This is a genomic window from Mycoplana sp. ABR4_002, from assembly GCF_056159645.1.
In genome coordinates, this window is sequence record NZ_JBSWVO010000001.1 from 3,795,360 (window position 1) to 3,817,971 (window position 22,612).

Consider the following 22,612-nt stretch of genomic DNA (forward strand, 5'->3'; position numbering starts at 1 on the left):
GGGAAAGCGCTTTGACGGACGACGTGGTCAGGGACATCTTTGTCATCGGCGGCGGCATCAATGGCTGCGGCATCGCCCGCGACGCCGCTGGCCGCGGCTATTCGGTCGTGCTGGCCGAGATGAAGGATCTTGCCTCCGGCACCTCCTCGGCCTCCACCAAGCTGATCCACGGCGGCCTGCGCTATCTGGAGCACTACGAGTTCCGGCTGGTGCGCGAGGCCCTGATGGAGCGCGAGGTGCTGTGGGCGATGGCGCCGCACGTGATCTGGCCGATGCGTTTCGTGCTGCCCTTCCAGAAGGGTGGCATTCGCCCGGCCTGGCTGATCCGTCTCGGCCTGTTCCTTTACGACCACATCGGCGGGCGCAGGCTGCTGCCGCCGACACGCACGCTCGACATGCGCGTCGACTCCTCGGGAAAGCCGCTCAAGAAGCTCTTCACCAAGGCCTTCGAGTATTCCGACGGCTGGGTCGACGATGCGCGACTGGTCGTGCTTAACGCCCGCGACGCCGCCGAGCGTGGCGCCGACATCCGCGTCGGCACCCGCGTCGTCGCGGCCCGGCGAGAGAACGGGCACTGGGACGTGGAGACCGAGGATGTCGCCTCCGGCGATCGCGCGACCATCAAGGCGCGCATGCTGGTCAATGCCGGCGGCCCCTGGGTCGACAAGGTGCTCTCCGGCGCGCTGGGACAGAACGACGTCCACAACGTGCGGCTGGTGCAGGGGAGCCATATCGTCGTGCGGAAGAAGTTCGCCGATCCGCGCGCCTATTTTTTCCAGAACCCCGACGGCCGCATCATCTTCGCCATTCCCTATCAGGACGACTTCACCCTGATCGGCACGACGGACCGCGACTACGACGCCGATCCGCGCGACGTCCACATCAGCGACGAGGAGATCGACTATCTCTGCCGCTCGGCGAGCGAGTACTTCGTCGAGCCGGTGGGCCGGGCCGATATCGTCTGGACCTATGCCGGCGTACGCCCGCTGTTCGACGACGGCGCCACCAAGGCGCAGGAGGCGACGCGCGACTACGTGCTGAAGCTCGAGGGCAGCGACCGGCAGGCACCGCTCCTGAACGTCTTCGGCGGCAAGCTCACCACCTATCGCCGCCTCGCCGAAGCCGCCCTCGACAAGATCGGCGAGGCGATCGGCCAGAAGGGCGAGCGATGGACGGCGCAGTCCAGGCTGCCCGGCGGCGACTTCGCCGTCGGCGACTTCGACGCCGAGGTGGCAAGGCTGGCCCGCAAGTATCCCTTTCTCGCCGAGGCGCACGCCCATCGCCTCGTGCGCCTTTACGGAACGCGCGCTGCGAAGCTGCTGGGCGACGCGGGCTCGATCACGGACCTGGGCCGACATTTCGGCAGCGACCTCTACGAGCTTGAGGTTCGCTGGCTGATGGCAGAAGAATGGGCGCGGCACGCCGAGGATGTGCTGTGGCGCCGCACCAAACGTGGACTGAATCTTACCGCCGAGGAAGCGGACGCGCTCGAAAGTTATATGGTGAAGGCAGCGCCAGCACCGCACTGACGGGCATTCCGATGGCTGGGAGGAACATTGGAGACATGAATGCTTGAACTCAAAGACACCGCGAAGGTCGTGGGCGGGGAGATACACATCCACCCCACCAACCTCGTGCTCGAGCGCGGGACGCTCAACGTGCTGCTCGGCCCGACGCTGTCGGGCAAGACCTCGCTGATGCGCCTAATGGCGGGGCTCGACAAGCCGACGTTCGGCTCGGTCTGGTTCGACGGCAAGGATGTGACCGGCGTGCGCGTGCAGGACCGCAGCGTCGCCATGGTCTACCAGCAGTTCATCAACTACCCGGCGATGACGGTCTACGAGAACATTGCCTCGCCGATGCGCATCAAGGGCGCCGACGCCGCCACCATCGACCGCGAGGTGCGCAAGGCCGCCGACCTGCTCAAGCTGACGCCCTATCTCGGCCGCACGCCGCTCAACCTCTCCGGCGGCCAGCAGCAGCGCACCGCGCTCGCCCGCGCGATCGTCAAGAACGCCAGCCTGGTGCTGCTCGACGAGCCGCTTGCCAACCTTGACTACAAGCTGCGCGAGGAACTGCGCGAGGAGCTGCCGAAGATCTTCGCGGCCTCCGGGGCGATCTTCGTCTATGCCACCACCGAACCGTCGGAGGCGCTGCTGCTCGGCGGCAACACGGCGACGCTGTCGAAGGGGCGCATCACCCAGTTCGCGCCGACCATCGACGTCTATCGCCGCCCGATCGACCTCGTCACCGCCGAGACCTTTGCCGATCCGCCGCTGAACACCTTTGCGCTGACCAAGGCGAACGGCCACTTCGTGCTCGAGGGCGAGCCGGTGCTTTCGGTGCCGCCGCATCTGGCCGGCATCCCGGACGGCCCCTGCACGGTCGCGTTCCAGCCGCATCATCTGGCGCTCCGGCCGCAGACGCCGGGCGCGGCCCCGGTCACGGTCCGCACCGCAATCTCGGAGATCGCCGGCTCGGAGAGCTTCGTGCACGTCGAGTTCGCCGACACCCGCTGGGTCATGCTGGCGCCCGGCATCCACGACATCGAACCCGATGCCAACATCACCGTCTATGTCGACACGCGCCACCTGATGGCGTTCGCCCCCGACGGCAAGGCCATCGTCGGCGCGGCGGCCTGAGGAGGAAGCCATGGCACGCATCAATCTCGAGCACATCCGCCACGCCTATGGCGCGCAGCCGAAATCGGAATCCGACTACGCGCTGAAGGAGGTCCATCACGAGTGGCACGACGGCGGCGCCTACGCCCTGCTCGGCCCCTCCGGCTGCGGCAAGACCACGCTGCTCAACATCATCTCCGGCCTCCTGCATCCGTCGGAAGGCCGGATCCTGTTCGACGGCCACGACGTAACGAACCTGTCGACGCAGCAGCGCAACATCGCCCAGGTGTTCCAGTTCCCGGTCATCTACGACACGATGACGGTCTACGACAATCTCGCCTTTCCGCTGCGCAACCGCCGCGTTCCCGAAGTGGAAGTCGACCGGCGCGTGCGCGAGATCATCGACATGATCGGCCTTGCCGACTGGGCGAAGAAGACGGCGCGCGGGCTGACCGCCGACCAGAAGCAGAAAATCTCGCTCGGTCGCGGCCTGGTGCGTAGCGACGTCAACGCCATCCTGTTCGACGAACCGCTGACCGTCATCGATCCGCACATGAAGTGGGTGCTGCGCTCGCAACTGAAGAAGCTGCACCGCCAGTTCGGCTTTACCATGGTCTATGTCACGCACGACCAGACCGAGGCTTTGACCTTCGCCGACAAGGTCGTCGTCATGTACGACGGCCAGATCGTCCAGATCGGCACGCCGGCCGAACTGTTCGAGCGTCCGAGCCACACCTTCGTCGGCTACTTCATCGGCTCGCCCGGCATGAACGTGCTGCCGGCGGCGGTCGACGGCAGCAGCGTCACGCTCGGCGGCAACAGCATCGCCCTCGACTTCCAGCCCAAGGTTGCCGCCGGCGCGAAGACCGAGCTCGGCATCCGCCCCGAATTCATCCGCCTCGGCCGCGAGGGCATGGATGTCCGCATCGACAAGGTCGAGGACATCGGCCGGCAGAAGATCGTGCGTGCCGAATTCGCCGGTCAGCCGATCGCCATCGTCCTGTCCGAGGACGGCGAGATCCCGGCCGAGCCGCGCGTCACCTTCGATCCATCCGCAATCAACATCTACGCCAATTCCTGGCGCGTCGGCAGGGAGGCCTGATCCATGGAAAAGCCCTGGAACAACAAGGCCTGGCTGATGGTGCTGCCGGTTCTGCTGCTGGTGGCGTTCTCCGCCGTCATCCCGCTGATGACGGTGGTGAACTACTCGGTCCAGGACACCTTCGGCAACAACCAGTTCTTCTGGGCCGGCACCGACTGGTTCGTCGAGATCCTGCACTCCGACCGCTTCTGGGAGGCGCTCGGCCGCAACCTGCTCTTCTCCGCCATCATTCTGACGATCGAGATCCCGCTCGGCATCCTGATCGCGCTGAACATGCCGAAGAAGGGGCTCGGCGTGCCGGTCTGCCTGGTGCTGATGGCGCTGCCGCTGCTGATTCCGTGGAACGTGGTCGGCACGATCTGGCAGGTCTTCGGACGCGTCGACATCGGCCTGCTCGGCTTTGCCCTGAAGGCGGTCGGCGTCGACTACAACTACGTCAACGACGTGTTCGACGCCTGGGTGACGCTGATCGTCATGGACGTCTGGCACTGGACCAGCCTCGTCGTACTGCTGTGCTATGCCGGTCTTGTGTCGATCCCCGAGGCCTACTACCAGGCCGCCAAGATCGACGGCGCCTCGCGCTGGGCCGTGTTCCGCTACATCCAGCTGCCCAAGATGAAGCGCGTGCTGCTGATTGCCTTCCTGCTGCGCTTCATGGACAGCTTCATGATCTACACCGAGCCCTTCGTCGTCACCGGCGGCGGCCCCGGCAACTCGACGACGTTCCTGTCGATCGATCTCGTCAAGATGGCGATCGGCCAGTTCGACCTCGGACCCGCAGCCGCCATGTCGATCATATACTTCCTGATCATCCTTCTGCTGTCATGGGTGTTCTACACGGTCATGACCAGCCATGACGAACAGGCGTGAGGGAGGACGAAATGACTGCACGCGTTGAAACACAGACCCCCGCACCGTCGTCCGCCGGGGCCAAGGCGCCGGCCCAGGACAAGTCCTTCGTCGCCGCCAAGGTGCCGGGCCGCAACCTGTCCTGGCTCATCCCGACGCTCTACATCGTCTTCCTGATGCTGCCGATCTACTGGCTCGTCAACATGAGCTTCAAGACGAACACGGAGATTACCGGGACCTTCTCGCTCTGGCCGCAGAACCCGACGCTCCGGAACTACATCGTCATCTTCACCGATCCCGCCTGGTACTCGGGCTATATCAACTCGATCATCTACGTCGTGCTGAACACGGCGATCTCGGTGGCGGTGGCGTTGCCGGCGGCCTATGCCTTCTCGCGCTACCGCTTCCTCGGCGACAAGCACATGTTCTTCTGGCTGCTGACCAACCGAATGGCGCCGCCGGCCGTGTTCGCGCTGCCCTTCTTCCAGCTCTATTCCGCCTTCGGCCTGATCGACACCCATATCGCCGTGGCGCTGGCCCACTGCCTGTTCAACGTGCCGCTCGCCGTCTGGATCCTCGAGGGTTTCATGTCCGGCGTGCCGAAGGAGATCGACGAGACGGCCTATATCGACGGCTATTCGTTCCCGCGGTTCTTCGGCAAGATCTTCGTGCCGCTGATCGCCTCGGGTATCGGCGTCGCCGCCTTCTTCTGCTTCATGTTCTCCTGGGTCGAGCTACTGATCGCCCGCACCCTGACGACGACCGATGCCAAGCCGATCGCCGCGACGATGACGCGCACGGTCTCGGCCTCGGGCATGGACTGGGGCGTGCTGGCCGCGGCCGGCGTGCTGACCATCATCCCCGGTGCCCTCGTCATCTACTTCGTCCGCAACTACATCGCCAAGGGCTTCGCCCTGGGGAGGGTCTGATGGCCGCCAACGCCAACCGCAATACCCGCTGGCAGCTGCCGCTCGCCGCCGTCTTCGTGATCTACGGCCTGGCCGCGAGCCTGCTGGTCATGTCGCTGCCGGTCAAGGACGGCGTGCGTGACTGGTTCGCACCGCTCATCCCCGGTGGATGGATGGCCTGGACCTTTCCGACGGCAATGTTCTTTCTGACCATCTTCGCGCTGCTGGCGCTGATGGCGGTCTGGGAATATGCGCGCCCCGGCGGCCATCCCCGAGTCGGCATCCTGCGCTTCGAGACGACGCGCGGCGACCGCCTGTTCGTGTCGCTGCTCGGCTCGGCCTTCATCAATCTCGCATGGCTGGGGCTGATCGGCTCCAACCTGTGGTGGGCACTTGCCCTGTGCGTGGTCTACGCCATCGGCGTGTTCCGCTACGCATGAGGCAATGAGAACGGGGGGCCGGGCACGCACCGGCCTTTCATACTGCAGTCGCACAAACCCAAGGGAGGATAATGATGCGAAGGCACCTTTTGACGACGACGGCCGCCGCGCTGCTGGCTCTGACCGGCACCGCCTACGCCGACATGGAAGCAGCAAAGCGCTTCCTCGACAGCGAGATCGGCGACATGTCGACGCTCGACCGCGCCGCCCAGGAGGCGGAGATGCAGTGGTTCGTCGACGCCGCCCAGCCCTTTGCCGGCATGGACATCAAGGTCGTTTCCGAGACGATCACCACCCATGAGTACGAATCCAAGGTGCTGGCGCCGGCGTTCACCGCCATCACCGGCATCAAGGTGACCCACGACCTGATCGGCGAAGGCGACGTGGTCGAAAAGCTGCAGACGCAGATGCAGTCGGGCGAGAACATCTACGACGCCTACATCAACGACTCCGACCTGATCGGCACCCATTGGCGCTACCTGCAGGCGCGCAGCCTGACCGACTTCATGGCCAACGAGGGCAAGGACGTCACCAACCCCAACCTCGACATCGACGACTTCATCGGCAAGTCGTTCACCACCGCGCCGGACGGCAAGCTCTACCAGCTGCCCGACCAGCAGTTCGCGAACCTCTACTGGTTCCGCTACGACTGGTTCAACGACGAGAAGAACAAGGCCGACTTCAAGGAGAAGTACGGCTACGATCTCGGCGTGCCGGTCAACTGGTCGGCCTATGAGGACATCGCCGAGTTCTTCACCGGCCGCGAGGTGGACGGCAAGAAGGTCTACGGCCACATGGACTACGGCAAGAAGGACCCGTCGCTCGGCTGGCGCTTCACCGATGCCTGGCTGTCCATGGCCGGCAACGGCGACCGCGGCATCCCGAACGGCAAGCCGGTCGACGAGTGGGGCATCAAGGTCGACGAGAACTCGCGCCCGGTCGGTTCCTGCGTCGCCCGTGGCGGCGACACCAACGGTCCGGCCTCGGTCTATGCGATCCAGAAATATCTGGACTGGCTGAAGGCCTATGCGCCGGCTGCCGCCCAGGGCATGACCTTCTCGGAGTCCGGTCCGGTTCCGTCGCAGGGCGAGATCGCCCAGCAGATGTTCACCTACACGGCCTTCACCGCCGACTTCGTCAAGGAAGGGCTGCCGGTCGTGAACGAGGACGGCACGCCGAAGTGGCGGTTCGCGCCGAGCCCGCATGGCGTCTACTGGAAGGACGGCATGAAGCTCGGCTATCAGGACGCCGGTTCCTGGACGCTGATGAAGTCGACGCCCGACGATCGCGCCAAGGCGGCCTGGCTCTACGCCCAGTTCGTCACCTCGAAGACCATCGACGTGAAGAAGAGCCATGTCGGCCTGACCTTCATCCGTCAGTCGACGCTCGATCATCCGAGCTTCACCGACCGTGCGCCCAAGCTCGGCGGCCTGATCGAGTTCTACCGCTCGCCGGCCCGCCTGCAGTGGTCGCCGACCGGCACGAACGTACCGGACTACCCGAAGCTGGCCCAGCTCTGGTGGCAGGCGATCGGCGACGCCTCCTCCGGCGCCAAGACCGCCCAGGAAGCCATGGACTCGCTCTGCGCCGAGCAGGAGCAGGTCCTGAGCCGTCTGGAGCGCGCCGGCATCCAGGGTGACATCGGCCCGAAGCTCGCCGAGGAGCATGATCTCGAGTACTGGAACAAGGATGCCGTCGAGAAGGGCAACCTCGCACCGCAGCTCAAGGTCGAGAACGAAAAGGAACAGCCGATCACCATCAACTACGACGAGCTCGTCAAGAGCTGGCAGACGAACTGATCGGGTCACCCCAGGTCCAACCGGGCCTGGGCCTCCAGCACGCCGCCCGGGGGGAACCCCCGGGCGGCCGTGTTCTTGCCCTGCCGCTTTCTCCGACGCCCTTCCGTCACCGCTCCTCTCCCTTGCCGCCGCCCGGTTTGTGCCCTATCACCGAAACGACCGGCGGATCGGAGCCACCGGCCGGTGCGCCCGAGCCGGCCTGATGGGTTTCGCAGTGTTCGGGGCAGCGGCAGCATCGATACGGCATGGCGGACCAGCGGAAAGGTAGATCCGGCAAGATCCTGTTTGCACTGCTGACGCTGTGCATTCTCGGCGCCATGACTGCCACCGTTCTTGTCGCCAACGACTACCGAAACCTGAACCGTCTGCTGGCGCAATTCGGCTACCCGCCGGTCCAGGCCCGGCGCGAAATCCGCGAGCCCCGCTCCCACGAGATCCGCGGCAACCGCATCCCGCGCCCGGAGGTGGAGATCCCCGACCGCCTCGTCACGCCCATCGTCCCGATGGAGACGAAGTTCACCCGGCCGATCCGCCGCGACCCGAAGGCCTTGTGCGCCGCTCTGGCCGCGGCCGGTTTCGTCAATGCCGGCTGGAACGAGGGGCTTACGAAGGGCGGCTGGGAGTGTACCTCCTTCCGGGAGTTTTCCTCCGGGACGGACGGCAACGGCCCTGCCTCCTCCGCCTACCTTTCCATCCGCGGCACGGAAGAAAGCCGCCTCACCTCGTTTCGCATCAAGCTGAACCTCGAGGATGGTGGCAACGCCCATGAGTTGACCGAAGCGGCGATTGCCGCGGTGGAGGTCTTCCTCGACGAAGTGCGCTGGAAGGAGGCGCCGGAGGTGGTGGACAACATCCGCAACCTGCGGGAGTTCGACCGCGTCGTGTTCGGCAACCGGATCCAGCTGAAGCGTGAATTCGGCGAAACGCCGCGCTACAATTTCCTCGTCACGCCCGACCGCAGTCCACCCGAGCACACCTACCTGCCCGACTATTTCAAGCGGGACCAGTGGCTGCCGCTGCCCGACCCGCCGATGCCACCGCATTGAAACCCCGGCTGCACATTTGCCCGGCAGGAGTCCTGCGCTAGACTGAGACATGGGTAAGCTTAGCGACCGGCTGGTCGAACTGAAGCCGTCGCCCGGACGGCGCCAGGGCAGGAGGCGGCTGGCGCTTCGGGGGCCGCTGCCGGCGATCTACGCGGTCGGCGACATCCACGGCTGCTTCCGCGCCATGCAGGAGATCGAGGCCCGCATAAGGCAGGACATCGCCCGTTCCGGCCACGAGGCACTCGTCGTCTATCTCGGCGACTACGTCGACCGCGGCACCGATGCTGCGGCGGTGCTCGACCATCTCAGCCGCGAACACGACGACGGGCTGGACCGGATCGCGCTGTGCGGCAACCACGACGACACATTCCTGCGCTTCCTGCGCGAGCCGGCCGAGTGGATGTACTGGCTCGGACCGAACTTTGGCGGCGCGCCGACGCTCGCCTCCTACGGGATCGACGTCGCCGACACACCGGGCGGCGCCGACGCGGGTCTGCTTTCCCGCGTGCAACGGGCGATCCCCGCCCCGCATGTCGCCTTCCTTGACGGCCTGCCGATCCTGCTGCGGGCCGGGCACTATGTCTTCGTCCATGCCGGTCTGCGGCCCGGGATCGCGCTGGAGGATCAGGAGGACGAAGACCTTCTGTGGATCCGCGAGCCCTTCCTCAGCGCCGGGCCGGGCCTGCCGCTGATCGTCGTGCATGGCCACACGCCGTGCACCCTGCCGGAATTCGCGCCGGGCCGCATCGGCATCGACACCGGTTGCGTCTTCACCGGTCGACTGACGGTGCTGAAGGTGGATGCGGCCGGCGCCCGCGTGCTGTGAGGCCGCTCCCGGTTAGTTGCGGCCGAACTCGTCTTCGATGCGGATGATGTCATCCTCGCCGAGATAGGACCCGGTCTGGACCTCGATCAGCTCCAGCAGGATCTTCCCGGGATTCGCCAGCCGATGCACCTCGCCCTGTGGGATATAGACCGACTCGTTCTCGCGCAGCGGAAAGGTCCGCTCGCCGAGCGTGACCTCGGCAGTACCGCGCACGACGACCCAGTGCTCGGAACGATGATGGTGCTTTTGCAGCGACAGCCGCTTGCCAGGCGTGACAAACAGCCGCTTGACCTGGAAGCGGTCGCCGTTGAGCACCGACGTGTAGCCGCCCCAAGGGCGGTACGAGGTGCGGTGGGACTTCGTCAGCGGTTCGGTCCTGGCCGTGGCGGCCAGTTGCTTGACCAGCTTGCCGACACTCTGGCTGTCCTCCATGCGGCCGACATAGATCGCATCCTCGCTGGCGATGACCGCCACGTCCGAGAGGCCCTGGACCGCCACGTGAATTTCCTTGGACAGCACGAGCGAGTTGCGCGTATCGAGCAGCGTCGTGCTGCCCTCGGCGAGGTTTCCATGCTCGTCGCGCGGCCCGAGTTTCCAGACCGAGTCCCAGCTGCCGAGGTCGGACCATTCGATCGGCGAAGGAATGACCGCCGCGATCGGCGTTTTCTCGAAGACGGCATAGTCGATGGAGATGTCCGGGGCCTCGGCAAAGGCTTCCGGGTCGAGCCGTTCGAAGTCGAGGTCATGCTGGGCCGCGGCAACCGCCTTGGATGCGGCTTCGAACACCTCGGGCGCAAGCCGCTGCAGTTCGCGCAGGAACGGCCCCACCGGCAGCATGAACATGCCCGAGTTCCAGAGATGGTTGCCGGCGGCAAGCAGTTCTGCCGCCCGGTCCTGGCTCGGCTTCTCGATGAACCGCTTGACCGCGAAGGCGCCGCCGTCCAGCGCCTCACCGGTCTCGATATAGCCGTAGCCGGTGGCCGGCTCGGTCGGCGTGATGCCGAAGGTCACCAGCCGGCCCGCCTTCGCGGCCGCCGTGGCACGGTCGACACAGCCGAAGTAGGTTTCGTCGGCCTTGATCTCGTGGTCGGAGGCCAGCACCTGCATGACCGCGTCCTCGCCATGCTCGCGCGCGACCACGATCGCCGCCACCGCCAGCGCCGGTGCGGTGTTGCGGGCGACCGGCTCCAGCAGGATCCGCGCCAGCGTGCTGTCAATCGCACGCGCCTGTTCGGCCACCACGAAGCGGAATTCGGCGTTGGTCAGGACGATCGGCGTCTCGTAGCGCTCACCGTCCGCGACCCGCTCGAGGGTACGCTGGAACAGCGTCTTGCCGCCCAGAAGCTCGAGAAACTGCTTCGGCGCCGCCGCCCGCGACAGCGGCCAGAGCCGTGTCCCCTTGCCGCCTGCCATGATGATCGGAATGATTTTCTCGGACATCGATCCTCGGTCCCACGTTGCATGTCGTGACCGCCACGCCGGCCGCGGTCGGCGCATAGAAGCAGCATTCCGACCGGTTTCAAAGCAATTAGTCCGCCGCGTAGTGCCGAACTGGGGATGTAGTTAAGCGGCTTGCCGCCGCCACGTCGACAGCTGCGAACAAAAAAGCCCCGCCGAAGCGGGGCTGGTTCGCAGAGCTGTCCACCCGCCATCAGGCCGGCAGGATCGTCCCCTGCACGGTGCCGAGCTGGGCGATGTAGCGTTCGATCGAGGCGCGGTGCTCGTCGTTCAATGCCGCCTCGAGCTCCGCCCGGGCAACCTCAACACGCTTCAGGATATCGTCGCGGCTGATTTCGTCCACGTGAACTGCGGACTCTGCCAGAAGCGTGCAGCCGGACGGCAGGATGTCGGCGAAACCGCCGAAGACGACGAAACGGTCCGTCTTGCCGTCGGCAAACTTCACCGTCACGACGCCCGGCTGGATGGTCGTCATGGTCGGCGCGTGATTGGCCATGACGGTCATCTCGCCCTCCGTCGCCGGGATGACGACAGCGTTCACCCGTCCGGAAAGCAACAGGCGCTCGGGAGAAACGAGTTCAAAGTTGAATTCGGCCATGACCATTCACTTCTTCAGATTTCAAGGTCAAGCCGGGCGCCCGCATACGGGCGCCCGAAGCTTGCGTTATCAGGCAGCCTCGGCGGCCAGCTTCTTGGCCTTCTCGACGGCTTCCTCGATGGAGCCAACCATGTAGAAGGCGGCTTCCGGCAGGTGGTCGAACTCACCCTCGACGAGGCCCTTGAAGCCCTTGATCGTGTCCTCGAGCGGAACGAGCTTGCCCGGCGAGCCGGTGAAGACTTCAGCGACGAAGAACGGCTGCGACAGGAAGCGCTCGATCTTGCGCGCCCGCGCAACGGCCAGCTTGTCGTCCTCCGACAGTTCGTCCATGCCCAGGATGGCGATGATGTCCTGCAGGGCCTTGTAGCGCTGCAGCGTACCCTGCACCTTGCGGGCGACTTCGTAGTGCTCTTCGCCGACGATCATCGGGTCGAGCATGCGCGAGGTCGAGTCGAGCGGATCCACGGCCGGGTAGATGCCCTTTTCCGCGATCGAACGCGACAGAACGGTCGTGGCGTCGAGGTGGGCGAACGAGGTTGCCGGTGCCGGGTCGGTCAAGTCGTCGGCCGGAACGTAGATGGCCTGGACCGACGTGATCGAGCCCTTGGTCGTGGTGGTGATGCGCTCCTGCATCTGGCCCATGTCGGTCGCCAGTGTCGGCTGGTAGCCCACGGCCGACGGGATGCGGCCGAGCAGCGCCGACACTTCCGAGCCGGCCTGGGTGAAGCGGAAGATGTTGTCGACGAAGAACAGCACGTCCTGGCCCTTGTCGCGGAAGTCTTCCGCAATCGTCAGGCCGGTCAGGGCGACGCGTGCGCGTGCACCCGGCGGCTCGTTCATCTGCCCATAGACGAGCGCTGCCTTGGAGCCTTCGCCACCGCCGAGCTTGTTCACGCCCGACTCGATCATCTCGTGATAGAGGTCGTTGCCCTCGCGGGTGCGCTCGCCGACACCGGCGAACACCGAGTAGCCACCATGCGCCTTGGCGACGTTGTTGATCAGTTCCATGATCAGAACGGTCTTGCCGACGCCGGCGCCGCCGAACAGGCCGATCTTGCCGCCCTTGGCGTAAGGCGCGAGCAGGTCGACGACCTTGATGCCGGTGACGAGGATCTGGGCTTCGGTCGACTGTTCGACATAGGCCGGCGCCTCCTGGTGGATCGCGCGCTTGGCCTTGGTCTTCAGCGGGCCGGCTTCGTCGACCGGTTCGCCGATGACGTTCATGATGCGGCCGAGCGTCTCGTCGCCGACCGGTACCGAAATCGGGCCGCCCGTGTCGACGACCGGCTGGCCGCGAACGAGACCCTCGGTCGCATCCATGGCGATCGTGCGCACGGTGTTTTCACCGAGGTGCTGCGCGACCTCGAGAACGAGGCGGTTGCCGTTGTTGTCGGTTTCCAGCGCGTTCAGGATGAGCGGAAGATCGCCGTCGAAGGCGACGTCGACGACAGCACCGATGACCTGGGTCACCCGACCTTTTGCGCCAGCGGTTGAAACGGACGTCGATGCGGCCTTAGCAGTTGCCGTCTTGCGCGGGGCAGCGGGCTTCTTTTCCGCTGCGGTTTCTTTCGGGGTAGCTGCCTTAGCCATGATTCTTACCCTCTTGGTCCTGGTCCTTAGAGCGCTTCAGCGCCCGAGATGATTTCGATGAGTTCCTTGGTGATCTGAGCCTGGCGCTGGCGGTTGTAGTTCAGCGTCAGCTTGTTGATCATCTCACCGGCGTTGCGCGTCGCATTGTCCATGGCGCTCATCTTGGCGCCCATTTCGCCGGCGACGTTCTCGAGCAGGGCCCGGAAGATCTGGACGGAAATGTTGCGCGGGATGAGATCACCGAGGATCGCAGCCGCATCGGGCTCGTAGTCGTAGATCGCGTCGGACTGCTCCGCCGCCTCGCCGGCGGTGGCCGGGATCAGCTGCTGGGCGGTCGGGATCTGCGCGATAACCGACTTGAACTCGGAGTAGAACAGCGTGCAGACGTCGAACTCGCCCTTGTCGAACAGTCCGATCACCTTGCGGCCGATCTCGTCGGCATTGGCAAAACCGATGCGCTTGACCTCGCGAAGATCGACACGGTCGACAATCAGCGAGGCGTACTCGCGGCGAAGGATATCGAAGCCCTTCTTGCCGACGCAGATGATCTTGACGGTCTTCCCGTTGGCGAGAAGCTTGCGCGTGTGATCGCGGGCGAGACGGGCGATCTGCGAGTTGAAACCGCCGCACAGGCCGCGCTCGGCCGTGCAGACGACGAGCAGGTGCACGTCGTCGCGGCCGGTGCCCGTCATCAGGCGCGGCGCGCTCTCGTCCTGGCCGACCGCCTGGGCGATATTGGCCAGAACTGCGCTCATGCGCTGTGAATAGGGCCGCGCGGCCTCGGCCGCCTCCTGCGCACGCCGAAGCTTCGCCGCGGCGACCATTTTCATCGCCTTGGTGATCTTCTGCGTCGCCTTGACGGAGGCGATCCGGTTTTTCAGATCCTTAAGTGAAGGCATCCGTTGTCCGTCCTCGAATGGAGCCGATCAGGCGAAGGATTTGGCGAAGGCTTCAAGAGCAGCCTTGAGCTTGCCCTTGGTGTCGTCGCTGATGGCCTTCTCCGTACGGATCGTGTCGAGGATCGCCTTGCCCTCGGTACGCATGTAGGCCAGCAGGCCCTGCTCGAACTTGCCGACCTGGCTGACCGGCAGCTTGTCGAGGTAGCCGTTGACGCCGGCGAAGATCACCACGACCTGCTCTTCCGTCTTCAGCGGCGAGAACTGCGGCTGCTTCAGGAGTTCGGTCAGGCGGGCGCCGCGGTTCAGCAGGCGCTGCGTCGCAGCGTCGAGGTCCGAGCCGAACTGGGCGAAGGCCGCCATCTCGCGGTACTGCGCAAGCTCGCCCTTGATCGAGCCGGCAACCTGCTTCATCGCCTTGATCTGCGCGGACGAGCCGACGCGGGACACCGACAGGCCGACGTTCACGGCCGGGCGGATACCCTGGTAGAACAGGTCGGTCTCAAGGAAGATCTGGCCGTCGGTGATCGAGATCACGTTGGTCGGAATGAACGCCGAAACGTCGTTGCCCTGGGTCTCGATGACCGGCAGTGCGGTGAGCGAGCCGGCGCCGTTGTCGTCGTTCAGCTTTGCCGCGCGCTCCAGCAGGCGGGAGTGCAGGTAGAAGACGTCGCCCGGATAGGCTTCGCGGCCCGGCGGACGGCGCAGCAGCAGCGACATCTGGCGGTAGGCGACGGCCTGCTTCGACAGGTCGTCGTAGCCGATCAGGGCGTGCTGGCCGTTGTCGCGGAAGTATTCGCCCATCGCGCAGCCGGCGAACGGCGCCAGGTACTGCATCGGCGCCGGGTCGGACGCCGTTGCCGCGATGATGATCGAGTACGGCAGCGCGCCGCGTTCTTCGAGCACCTTGACGAACTGGGCCACGGTCGAGCGCTTCTGGCCGATGGCGACGTAGACGCAGTAGAGCTTGTCCTGGTCGGGGCCGTTGTCGTGGATCGGCTTCTGGTTGAGGAAGGTGTCGAGGATGATCGCGGTCTTGCCGGTCTGGCGGTCGCCGATGACGAGCTCGCGCTGGCCGCGGCCGACCGGGATCAGCGCGTCGATGGCCTTCAGGCCCGTCGACATCGGCTCATGCACCGACTTGCGCGGAATGATGCCGGGCGCCTTGACGTCGACGCGGGCGCGCTTCTTGGCGTTGATCGGACCCTTGCCGTCGATCGGGTTGCCGAGCGCGTCGACGACGCGGCCGAGCAGTTCCGGACCGACCGGAACGTCAACGATGGCGCCGGTCCGCTTGACGGTGTCGCCTTCCTTGATGTCACGGTCCGAGCCGAAGATAACGACACCGACATTGTCGCTTTCGAGGTTCAGCGCCATGCCGCGAATTCCGCCCGGGAATTCGACCATTTCGCCGGCCTGCACGTTGTCGAGGCCATAGACGCGGGCGATACCGTCACCGACGGAAAGCACCTGGCCGACTTCCGAGACTTCCGCCTCTTTGCCGAAGTTTTTGATCTGATCTTTGAGAATTGCGGAAATTTCCGCGGCGCGGATATCCATCAGCCGACCTCTTTCAGTGCAAGCTTAAGGGTAGAGAGTTTGGTGCGAAGGGAAGTGTCGATCTGACGGGACCCGACCTTGACGATCAGACCACCGAGGATAGACGGGTCGACGGTGACGGCGATCGCCACGTCTTTGCCGGTGACGCTCTTCAGCGCCGCCTTCAATTCGGTCTCCTGCGCGCTCGTGAGGGCATGCGCGGAGGTTACTTCAGCGGCGATTTCACCGCGATGGCGCGCCACCAGGGCGCGATAGGCCTTGATCATGCCCGGCACGGCGAACAGCCGGCGATTGGATGCCACAACCTTCAGAAAGTTTGCAACCAGCGGCAGGACGGCGGCCTTTTCGACGATCGCCGCGATGGCCTTCGTCTGATCCTCGGCGGAAAACACCGGGCTCCGGATCAGCCGCTTCAGGTCGTCGCTGTCATCGATCATCGCCTGGAAGCGGCTCAGGTCCGAACCCACCACATCGACGTTGCCGGCCTCGAGCGCGAGCTCTAACAGCGAGGACGCATACCTTTCTGCAACACCGGAAATAAGCTGGGATGTGTCTGCCACGGGCACAAGCTTCTCTTATTTTCATTCAGAGCGGCAGCTTGCGGCCGGACCGGAAACCCAACACCCTGAATTCGTTGCGATTATTTTCAGTTCTCGCAAGGCTGGACGCCCGCTATTTCTGAAATTCGCGGTTCGTCTAGCATAGGAACTTCGGACTCGCAACACGCGCAGGCACAGGAATCCGTGATAAGTCGAACAGCCTTGACGCGAATTCTGGCGAAAATGAATCCGCCCTGGCGAAAATGGCCCCGCGCGAGACGGATCCGTTCACACGAGCCCGAAAACATGGGCGAGCGGCAGCCCCGACAGCACCAGCTGCACCGCGAGAAGGACAAGGCTCTTGGCGCTGAAAGAAGCGTCCGACATCATGGACAGGATGCGCCCGAAGGCGGCCAGCGCGAAGGCGGACCCGACCGCAAGGTAGGTCCAGTCCTGCGCCACCATGACGGCGCACAGCGCCAGACCCGCGTGGAACCCGCCGAGCGAGCGTGCCGCAGCATACCCCTCGGCGCTGCCGTCACGCAGTTGCAGGCCGTTGAGCCGCAGGGACGTGCGCGGGGCGAACAGCCCGACCAGGCCTAACAGCAGCGCCGCGATTGCCCCGCAGAAGGCAAGGAGTTCCCCCGTATCGGTCGGGATGTAGAATTCCATGAGCGCTCCCCGGTGCAGCCCTGATCCGCTGGCCTTATCGCACAATCATACGTCGCACGGAATCGGCTGGTGGCGGTTTTGCACGAGTTTGGCGGCGCGGCGCGCACCAGAAGCGGGCCGGCATGCGACAATGTGACACCGTGCCACCGGCCCTTGTCGGACTCCTAGAGAAAGCTCTGCGGATCGATGTCGACCTGCACAAGGATCGACCCTCGTTCCTTCGGTCCGTTCGCCAGCATCGCCCGCAGGTAGGCCTGCATGTCGCTGGTGCGCTGGCCGTGGACGAGCAGACGGAAGCGGTGCCGGCCGCGGATCAGCGCCAGCGGCGCCTCGGCGGGGCCGAGAATGGCGATGCCGGAAACCCCGGGCGCGGCCTGGCGCAGGCCGCGGGCGTGGCCCTCCGCCTCGGCCCGGCCGTCGGCCGAGACGATCACGGAGGCGAGCCGGCCGAACGGCGGCAGCAGCGCCTTCTCCCGCTCGCCGATCTCGCGTGCGTAGAAGTCGCGGGCGTCGCCCGAGACGATCGCCTGCATGACCGGATGCAGCGGCTGGTAAGTCTGGATCAGGCCGTGGCTCTTCAGCCCGGTGCGTCCGGCGCGGCCGGTGACCTGCGACAGCAGCTGGAACGTGCGTTCGGCTGCGCGCGGGTCGCCGTTCGACAGCCCGAGGTCGGCGTCGACGATGCCGACCAGCGTCATCAGCGGGAAATTGTGGCCCTTCGCCACCAGCTGGGTGCCGATGACGATGTCGGCCTCGCCCCTGGCGATCGCCTCCAGCTCCAGGCGCAGCCGCTTGACCCCCATCAGATCCGAGGACAGCACGATCGTGCGCGCGTCGGGGAAGTGCTTCTCCACCTCCTCGGCGATGCGCTCTACGCCGGGACCGCAGGCGGCCAGGTGATCGAAAGTTCCGCACTCGGGGCAGGCCTCCGGCGTGCGTTCCGCATGGCCGCAATGATGGCACTGGATCTGGCCGCGGAAGCGGTGCTCGACCAGCCAGCTCGAGCATTGCGGGCACTGGAAGCGGTGGCCGCAGACGCGGCAGAGCGTCAACGGCGCATAGCCGCGGCGGTTCAGGAACAGCAGCGCCTGTTCGCCGCGCTCGACCGTCTTGCCGATTGCCCGAAGCATGACCGGCGAGAGAAAGCCGCCGCGCTGGGGCGGATGCCGGCGCAGGTCGACGAGATGCAGGTCCGGCAGCGCCGCCGCGCCGAAGCGCACCGGCAGGTGCAGCGGCCGGTAGCGTCCGCTGTCGGCATTGACCCGGCTTTCCACCGATGGCGTCGCCGACACCAGCACGGTCGGAAAGTCGCCGATGCGGGCGCGCACCACCGCCATGTCGCGCGCGTTGTAGAACACCCGGTCTTCCTGCTTGTAGGCGGGATCGTGCTCCTCGTCGACGACGGCGAGACCCAGGTCCTCGAACGGCAGGAACAGCGCCGAGCGTGCACCGGCGACGACACGCACCTCGCCGGTCGCCACCTGCCGCCAGACCCGTTCGCGCATGCGCGGCGGCAGGTCCGAATGCCACTCCGCGGGCTTGGCGCCGAAGCGATCCTGGAAGCGCTCGAGAAAGCTCGCCGTCAAGGCGATCTCGGGCAGCAGGATCAGCACCTGCTGCCCCCGCCGCAGCGTTTCCGCGATCGCCTCGAAATAGACCTCGGTCTTGCCCGAACCGGTGATGCCGTCGATCAGCGCCACGCCGAAGCCGCCGGCGCGCAGCTGCTCGACCAGATCCGCGGCGGCATCGGTCTGCGGCCCTTCGAGCCGCGGCGCGGCGTAGTCCGGGTCGGGCCGCGCCACCACCGGCGGCGGCGGCAGGAACACCGTCTCGAAACTGCCCTGCGCGGCGAGGCCGTCGATGACGCTCGAGGACGCGCCGGCCGCATGGGCGAGGCCGGATCGTGTCCAGGCCGCCCCTTCCCCGGCCAGCGCCAGCACGCGCTCGCGCGCGGGCGTCATGCGCTCCGGGAAAATGCCGGTGAAACGCAGGGCCTCCACCATCGGCTCGGGGTCGAACGCGGCCGGCGCGCGCAACGCCATCCGCGCCACCAGGCCCGGCGGCGTCAGCGTATAGGCCGCGACCCAGTCGACGAAGGCACGCATTTCCCGCGTCAGCGGCGGGCAGTCGAACACCTTCTCGATCGGCCGCAGCTTCTTCGGGTCGACATCGTCCGCGCCGTGGCGGTCCCAGACGACGCCGGCGACGAGGCGCGATCCGAGCGGCACCTGGACGATCGAGCCCGGTTCCACGCTGATCCCGTCCGGCACGGAATAGGAATAGGGCCGCGGCGCGGGCATCGGCACCAGCACCGGCACCGTGCGCGGCTTCGGCGGCCCGCCGAAGAGATCATCGGACAATCGGTTCATCGCGCACCGGCCCCGCACCGCAGCGGACGGATCGCCTCCCCAGGCCGCGGGCTCAATCGTCCGCCTCCGCGATCTCGCCGGTCAGCCGCATGCCGTCGATCCAGGTGGCGCCGTCACTGCGGATCACCCGCCGCGCCCGCACGCCGCAGCGCTGCTCCACTTCGCGCGCCAGAAGCTCCGAGTGGGTCACGAGCCAGACCTGGCTGTCACCGGCCGCACGTGCAATCATGGCGGCCAGCGAGGGCAGCATGGAGGGATGCAGGCTCGCCTCCGGCTCGTTGAGCGCGACCAGCGGCGGACTGCGGTAGGAGAGCAGCGCCGCCGCCAGCGCCAGGAAGCGGATCTGCCCGTCCGACAGTTCGCACGGCTGGAACAGGCGCTGCGGGAACTGCGGGAAGCGCAGACCGAAGCAGGCAACCTCCCCCGGCGCCGGCACCGACAGGACGGCGCCCTCGAAGGCATCGGCGATCGCCCGGTCGAGTTCGGTGGTGTCCTGGCGAATGTGGGCAAGCGTTGCGAACACCGCGGCAAGGTTGCCGCCGTCCTCGTCCAGCAGCGGCGCGGTCACGGCGAGGCAGGGCTGGCGCAGCGGCGACTGGCGGTCGGTGCGAAAGCCGTGGAAGAACCGCCACTGCAGGAGCGCGCGGCGAAAGGTGCCGATCTCCGGATAGTGGCCGGCGTCCCCGAGAAGGGCGAGCGCAGTTTCGGAGGCCAAAGCTTGGTCCGGATGGTCCTCCATGCGCCCGGCTTCGTTGCGCACCATGATCGCCGGGCCGGCCCGTTTCAGCATCGTCACCGGCCGCCGCCCGGTCTCGACCGTCAGTTCCTCCGCCTTGACCTGGGGCTCGAAGGCAAAGCCGGCCGCGGCCGGCGGCCGCAGCCCGGCCTCGATGGCGTAGCGGAAGGTGATGGCGCGTTGCTCGTCGAGCAGTTCCGCCGCGAGCCGGATGCGCACGGGCTCGCTTGGGCGGCGGCGGCCGGTCCACAGCGCCGAGGCCATCCCGCCCTCGGCCGCGATCTCCTGCGCCAGCGATCCGTTCGCCGCGGCCTGCACGAGCTGAAGCGAGCGGTATAGGTTGGACTTGCCGGTGCCGTTCTCGCCGACGAACAGGTTCACCCGGCCGAGATCCATGCGGATCGACCGCAGCGAACGATAGTTTTCGGCAAGCATGGAGCGCAGCATCATCGCTTCACCTAAGCGATTCCGCCGGTCGGAGAAAAGGGGAAATGCGCCTTGCGCTCAGTGGTGCAGGAATGGCGCGTCCGGATCGTCGGCAAGCGCCGTCACGCAGTGATGCTCCAGCGCCCTGGTGACCTCGACCGGATCGCCCGCCAGCTTGTCCGGTTGTATCAGCTTGCCGATGGTGAATTCGAACCGGTTGGTCCGCTTGTTCAGCAGCTCGTGGAACACGGTCATGTCGCGCAGTTCCGTCGACCACCTGGCCAGCCAATAGAACAGGCCCGAGTTGCGCGCCTTCATGTGTACCGGCAGGACCGGCAGGTCGTACTTGCGCGCGAGCGACACCGCCGAGATCTTCCATGGCCGTTCGTTCAACCGGCCGTCCGCCCAGTAGGCGATGCGGCCGGAGGGAAACAGGATCGCGGCCTTGCCCTCGGCAATCGCGCGATTGGTGATCTGCAGCGTCTCGCGCGTCTTGAGCTTGCTCTTGTGCTCCTCGCGCCACTCCACCGGGATGACCATCTCGACCAGGCGCGGGTTGACGCGGATGGCGTCGCGATTGGCAAAGAACATCATGTCCGGCCGGCGATGCTTCAGCAGGTCGAAGACGGCGACGCCGTCGGCAATGCCGGTCGGATGATTGCTGACCAGCAGGAACCCGCCGCCACCCGGTATGCGCTCGGGCTTGCGCACGGCCACGTCCAGCTTCAGCACATCGCTCAGGAACTCGAACGCCTGAAAACCAGGCATGTTGGCCACGGCATCGGCGAATTCGATCGCGCGCCGGTAGTTGAGCAGGGTGTAGAGCACAGGCCGCAGCGCCGGCCAGAGCGGGTGGCGGACGATACGGGTGCCGCGCTCGGCAATCAGCGTATCGACGATGTGTCCCGGCTGTCCTTGCGAGACGAGCGCCAGAGTCTCAGCGAAGTGTGCGAGTGTCGTTGCCGAATCACGCCTGGTCATGGGTCCGCCTGTCGAGTTCAGCCCCGTATCGCAGTTCCTTATGATCTAAGCGTGACAGTTGCGAAGTCAATGTTAGCGAATCCCTAACCGCGATGGCGCAAGGATGGCGCGACACCAGTTCGGAACGACGATGGACCAATTGCTTATCATCGCCGACCAGGAGCTGCTCGACGAGCGCGCGGCCTGGCTTGCCGCCCTCGACGGGGAACGCCGTCTTTCCACCAACACGCTGGAGGCCTATGAGCGCGACACCCGTCAGTTCCTCGCCTTTCTGACCGGCCATCTCGCCAGCCCGGCCCGGCTCAAGGACATCGACAATCTGCGCCCTGCCGACCTGCGCGGCTTCTTGGCCGCGCGCCGACGCGACGGCGCCGGCGCCCGCACGCTCGGGCGCGGCCTCGCCGGCCTGCGATCCTTTTTGCGCCACCTCGAGCGCAAGGGCCTGGCCAATGCCGCCGGCGCGGCGGCGATCCGCTCGCCGAAGCAGCCGAAATCGCTGCCGAAGCCGCTGAGCGACCAGCAGGCCCTCTCCGTCGTCGACGCCGGCGCACAGCTCGCCGAGGAGCCATGGGTCAGCCTTCGCAACGCCGCGGTGCTGACGCTGCTCTACGGCTGCGGCCTGCGCATCTCCGAGGCGCTGTCGCTGACGCCCGGCGATTTCGCCGATGGCGCGCCTGCATTGCGGATCACCGGCAAGGGCGGGAAGACCAGGATCGTGCCGCTGCTCGACGCCGCCCGGCAGGGTGTCGCCGACTATATCGGCCTCTGCCCCTACCCGCTCGCCAGCGACAAACCGCTCTTTCGCGGTGCCCGCGGCGGCCCGCTCCAGCCGGCGATCATCCAGCGCGAGATGCAAAAGCTGCGCGGCGCGCTTGGCCTGCCGGACAGCGCCACGCCGCATGCGCTGCGTCATTCCTTCGCCACCCATCTGCTGGCCGGCGGCGGCGACCTGCGCACGATCCAGGAACTTTTGGGGCACGCCAGCCTCTCGACCACCCAGGTCTATACCGGCGTCGATGCGGCGCGGCTCCTGGAAATCTACGACCGGGCCCACCCGCGCGCCTGACGCCGCCACGCATTTGCCGCCCCGTCGTGGCAGGAGGAGGCAAGGTGATCGTGCCGAGCCCTCGCCGCTGCGCATTCCAGGCTTGTCGCTGCGCGTTAAAGGATTGTGAGGAGGCCGCCCGTTAGGGTCA

20 protein-coding genes are annotated in these 22,612 nt (G+C 66.2%); 10 read left to right on the plus strand and 10 right to left on the minus strand.

Annotated elements, in window-relative coordinates:
* Positions 1–11: 11 nt before the first annotated feature.
* The 9 genes from glpD to ACXAGF_RS18150 all read left to right on the plus strand — a co-directional run bounded on the left by glpD (position 12) and on the right by ACXAGF_RS18150 (position 9,591).
* Positions 12–1,529: a glycerol-3-phosphate dehydrogenase gene (glpD, locus tag ACXAGF_RS18110; protein ID WP_475018764.1), complete on the plus strand. Its 1,518-nt coding sequence runs from the start codon at positions 12–14 to the stop codon at positions 1,527–1,529.
* 39 nt (positions 1,530–1,568) lie between these two features.
* The gene (locus tag ACXAGF_RS18115; protein WP_475018765.1) at positions 1,569–2,642 is read left to right on the plus strand and encodes an ABC transporter ATP-binding protein; all 1,074 of its coding nucleotides are present in this window, start codon (positions 1,569–1,571) and stop codon (positions 2,640–2,642) included.
* A 10-nt stretch (positions 2,643–2,652) separates the two neighbouring features.
* Positions 2,653–3,723: an ABC transporter ATP-binding protein gene (locus tag ACXAGF_RS18120; RefSeq protein ID WP_475018766.1), complete on the plus strand. Its 1,071-nt coding sequence runs from the start codon at positions 2,653–2,655 to the stop codon at positions 3,721–3,723.
* Between the two features lie 3 nt (positions 3,724–3,726).
* Complete coding sequence (locus tag ACXAGF_RS18125) at positions 3,727–4,593, plus strand: carbohydrate ABC transporter permease (RefSeq protein ID WP_475018767.1); 867 nt, start codon at positions 3,727–3,729, stop codon at positions 4,591–4,593.
* 11 nt (positions 4,594–4,604) lie between these two features.
* Entirely contained in the window at positions 4,605–5,501 is an 897-nt protein-coding gene (locus ACXAGF_RS18130) for a carbohydrate ABC transporter permease (RefSeq protein WP_475018768.1), read from the plus strand.
* On the plus strand, positions 5,501–5,920 hold the full coding sequence (locus ACXAGF_RS18135) for a DUF2160 domain-containing protein (protein WP_475018769.1): 420 nt from the start codon (positions 5,501–5,503) through the stop codon (positions 5,918–5,920). The genes ACXAGF_RS18130 and ACXAGF_RS18135 overlap by 1 nt, the downstream gene beginning before the upstream one ends.
* A 74-nt stretch (positions 5,921–5,994) precedes the next feature.
* On the plus strand, positions 5,995–7,719 hold the full coding sequence (locus tag ACXAGF_RS18140) for an ABC transporter substrate-binding protein (RefSeq protein WP_475018770.1): 1,725 nt from the start codon (positions 5,995–5,997) through the stop codon (positions 7,717–7,719).
* A gap of 245 nt (positions 7,720–7,964) precedes the next feature.
* Complete coding sequence (locus ACXAGF_RS18145; protein ID WP_475018771.1) at positions 7,965–8,765, plus strand: DUF6030 family protein; 801 nt, start codon at positions 7,965–7,967, stop codon at positions 8,763–8,765.
* 49 nt (positions 8,766–8,814) lie between these two features.
* Positions 8,815–9,591 carry a metallophosphoesterase family protein gene (locus ACXAGF_RS18150; RefSeq protein WP_475018772.1) on the plus strand — a complete coding sequence of 259 codons (777 nt, stop codon included), beginning with the start codon at positions 8,815–8,817 and terminating at the stop codon, positions 9,589–9,591.
* A 12-nt stretch (positions 9,592–9,603) separates the two neighbouring features.
* Here ACXAGF_RS18150 and ACXAGF_RS18155 read toward each other — a convergent pair whose 3' ends face one another.
* From ACXAGF_RS18155 to ACXAGF_RS18200, 10 genes are all read right to left on the minus strand, one after another.
* A complete protein-coding gene (locus ACXAGF_RS18155; RefSeq protein WP_475018773.1) occupies positions 9,604–11,031 on the minus strand; it encodes a mannose-1-phosphate guanylyltransferase/mannose-6-phosphate isomerase in 1,428 nt (475 codons plus the stop codon).
* Between the two features lie 211 nt (positions 11,032–11,242).
* Positions 11,243–11,647, minus strand: coding sequence for a F0F1 ATP synthase subunit epsilon (locus ACXAGF_RS18160; RefSeq protein WP_475018774.1), 405 nt, complete (start codon positions 11,645–11,647; stop codon positions 11,243–11,245).
* 69 nt (positions 11,648–11,716) lie between these two features.
* On the minus strand, positions 11,717–13,237 hold the full coding sequence (gene atpD, locus ACXAGF_RS18165; RefSeq protein WP_475018775.1) for a F0F1 ATP synthase subunit beta: 1,521 nt from the start codon (positions 13,235–13,237) through the stop codon (positions 11,717–11,719).
* A 26-nt stretch (positions 13,238–13,263) separates the two neighbouring features.
* Positions 13,264–14,136, minus strand: coding sequence for a F0F1 ATP synthase subunit gamma (locus tag ACXAGF_RS18170; protein ID WP_475018776.1), 873 nt, complete (start codon positions 14,134–14,136; stop codon positions 13,264–13,266).
* A 27-nt stretch (positions 14,137–14,163) separates the two neighbouring features.
* The gene (gene atpA, locus ACXAGF_RS18175; protein WP_475018777.1) at positions 14,164–15,693 is read right to left on the minus strand and encodes a F0F1 ATP synthase subunit alpha; all 1,530 of its coding nucleotides are present in this window, start codon (positions 15,691–15,693) and stop codon (positions 14,164–14,166) included.
* Positions 15,693–16,259 (minus strand): F0F1 ATP synthase subunit delta, encoded by a 567-nt coding sequence (locus tag ACXAGF_RS18180; protein WP_475018778.1) that lies wholly within the window; start codon positions 16,257–16,259, stop codon positions 15,693–15,695. Before ACXAGF_RS18180 ends, atpA begins: the two co-directional genes overlap by 1 nt.
* A gap of 261 nt (positions 16,260–16,520) precedes the next feature.
* The gene (locus tag ACXAGF_RS18185) at positions 16,521–16,904 is read right to left on the minus strand and encodes an AGROH133_08824 family phage infection protein (RefSeq protein WP_475018779.1); all 384 of its coding nucleotides are present in this window, start codon (positions 16,902–16,904) and stop codon (positions 16,521–16,523) included.
* A 164-nt stretch (positions 16,905–17,068) separates the two neighbouring features.
* Positions 17,069–19,273: a primosomal protein N' gene (locus ACXAGF_RS18190; protein ID WP_475018780.1), complete on the minus strand. Its 2,205-nt coding sequence runs from the start codon at positions 19,271–19,273 to the stop codon at positions 17,069–17,071.
* A 52-nt stretch (positions 19,274–19,325) separates the two neighbouring features.
* The gene (locus tag ACXAGF_RS18195) at positions 19,326–20,459 is read right to left on the minus strand and encodes an AAA family ATPase (RefSeq protein WP_475018781.1); all 1,134 of its coding nucleotides are present in this window, start codon (positions 20,457–20,459) and stop codon (positions 19,326–19,328) included.
* Positions 20,460–20,513: 54 nt separating this feature from the next.
* Complete coding sequence (locus ACXAGF_RS18200) at positions 20,514–21,416, minus strand: GNAT family N-acetyltransferase (protein WP_475018782.1); 903 nt, start codon at positions 21,414–21,416, stop codon at positions 20,514–20,516.
* A gap of 130 nt (positions 21,417–21,546) precedes the next feature.
* On the opposite strand from ACXAGF_RS18200, the gene ACXAGF_RS18205 reads away from it, so the two are divergent.
* Positions 21,547–22,482, plus strand: coding sequence for a tyrosine recombinase XerC (locus ACXAGF_RS18205; RefSeq protein ID WP_475018783.1), 936 nt, complete (start codon positions 21,547–21,549; stop codon positions 22,480–22,482).
* Positions 22,483–22,612: the final 130 nt, after the last annotated feature.

Excerpts from the sequence above, each read along its gene's own strand:
- atpD (WP_475018775.1), bottom strand. The coding sequence starts at position 13,237 with ATGGCTAAGGCAGCTACCCCGAAAGAAACCGCAGCGGAAAAGAAGCCC.
- ACXAGF_RS18125 (WP_475018767.1), top strand. The coding sequence starts at position 3,727 with ATGGAAAAGCCCTGGAACAACAAGGCCTGGCTGATGGTGCTGCCGGTT.
- ACXAGF_RS18200 (WP_475018782.1), bottom strand. The coding sequence starts at position 21,416 with ATGACCAGGCGTGATTCGGCAACGACACTCGCACACTTCGCTGAGACT.
- ACXAGF_RS18130 (WP_475018768.1), top strand. The coding sequence starts at position 4,605 with ATGACTGCACGCGTTGAAACACAGACCCCCGCACCGTCGTCCGCCGGG.
- ACXAGF_RS18155 (WP_475018773.1), bottom strand. The coding sequence starts at position 11,031 with ATGTCCGAGAAAATCATTCCGATCATCATGGCAGGCGGCAAGGGGACA.
- ACXAGF_RS18170 (WP_475018776.1), bottom strand. The coding sequence starts at position 14,136 with ATGCCTTCACTTAAGGATCTGAAAAACCGGATCGCCTCCGTCAAGGCG.
- ACXAGF_RS18140 (WP_475018770.1), top strand. The coding sequence starts at position 5,995 with ATGCGAAGGCACCTTTTGACGACGACGGCCGCCGCGCTGCTGGCTCTG.
- ACXAGF_RS18115 (WP_475018765.1), top strand. The coding sequence starts at position 1,569 with ATGCTTGAACTCAAAGACACCGCGAAGGTCGTGGGCGGGGAGATACAC.
- ACXAGF_RS18195 (WP_475018781.1), bottom strand. The coding sequence starts at position 20,459 with ATGATGCTGCGCTCCATGCTTGCCGAAAACTATCGTTCGCTGCGGTCG.
- atpA (WP_475018777.1), bottom strand. The coding sequence starts at position 15,693 with ATGGATATCCGCGCCGCGGAAATTTCCGCAATTCTCAAAGATCAGATC.
- ACXAGF_RS18150 (WP_475018772.1), top strand. The coding sequence starts at position 8,815 with ATGGGTAAGCTTAGCGACCGGCTGGTCGAACTGAAGCCGTCGCCCGGA.
- ACXAGF_RS18160 (WP_475018774.1), bottom strand. The coding sequence starts at position 11,647 with ATGGCCGAATTCAACTTTGAACTCGTTTCTCCCGAGCGCCTGTTGCTT.
- ACXAGF_RS18145 (WP_475018771.1), top strand. The coding sequence starts at position 7,965 with ATGGCGGACCAGCGGAAAGGTAGATCCGGCAAGATCCTGTTTGCACTG.
- ACXAGF_RS18190 (WP_475018780.1), bottom strand. The coding sequence starts at position 19,273 with ATGAACCGATTGTCCGATGATCTCTTCGGCGGGCCGCCGAAGCCGCGC.
- ACXAGF_RS18205 (WP_475018783.1), top strand. The coding sequence starts at position 21,547 with ATGGACCAATTGCTTATCATCGCCGACCAGGAGCTGCTCGACGAGCGC.
- ACXAGF_RS18185 (WP_475018779.1), bottom strand. The coding sequence starts at position 16,904 with ATGGAATTCTACATCCCGACCGATACGGGGGAACTCCTTGCCTTCTGC.
- ACXAGF_RS18120 (WP_475018766.1), top strand. The coding sequence starts at position 2,653 with ATGGCACGCATCAATCTCGAGCACATCCGCCACGCCTATGGCGCGCAG.
- ACXAGF_RS18135 (WP_475018769.1), top strand. The coding sequence starts at position 5,501 with ATGGCCGCCAACGCCAACCGCAATACCCGCTGGCAGCTGCCGCTCGCC.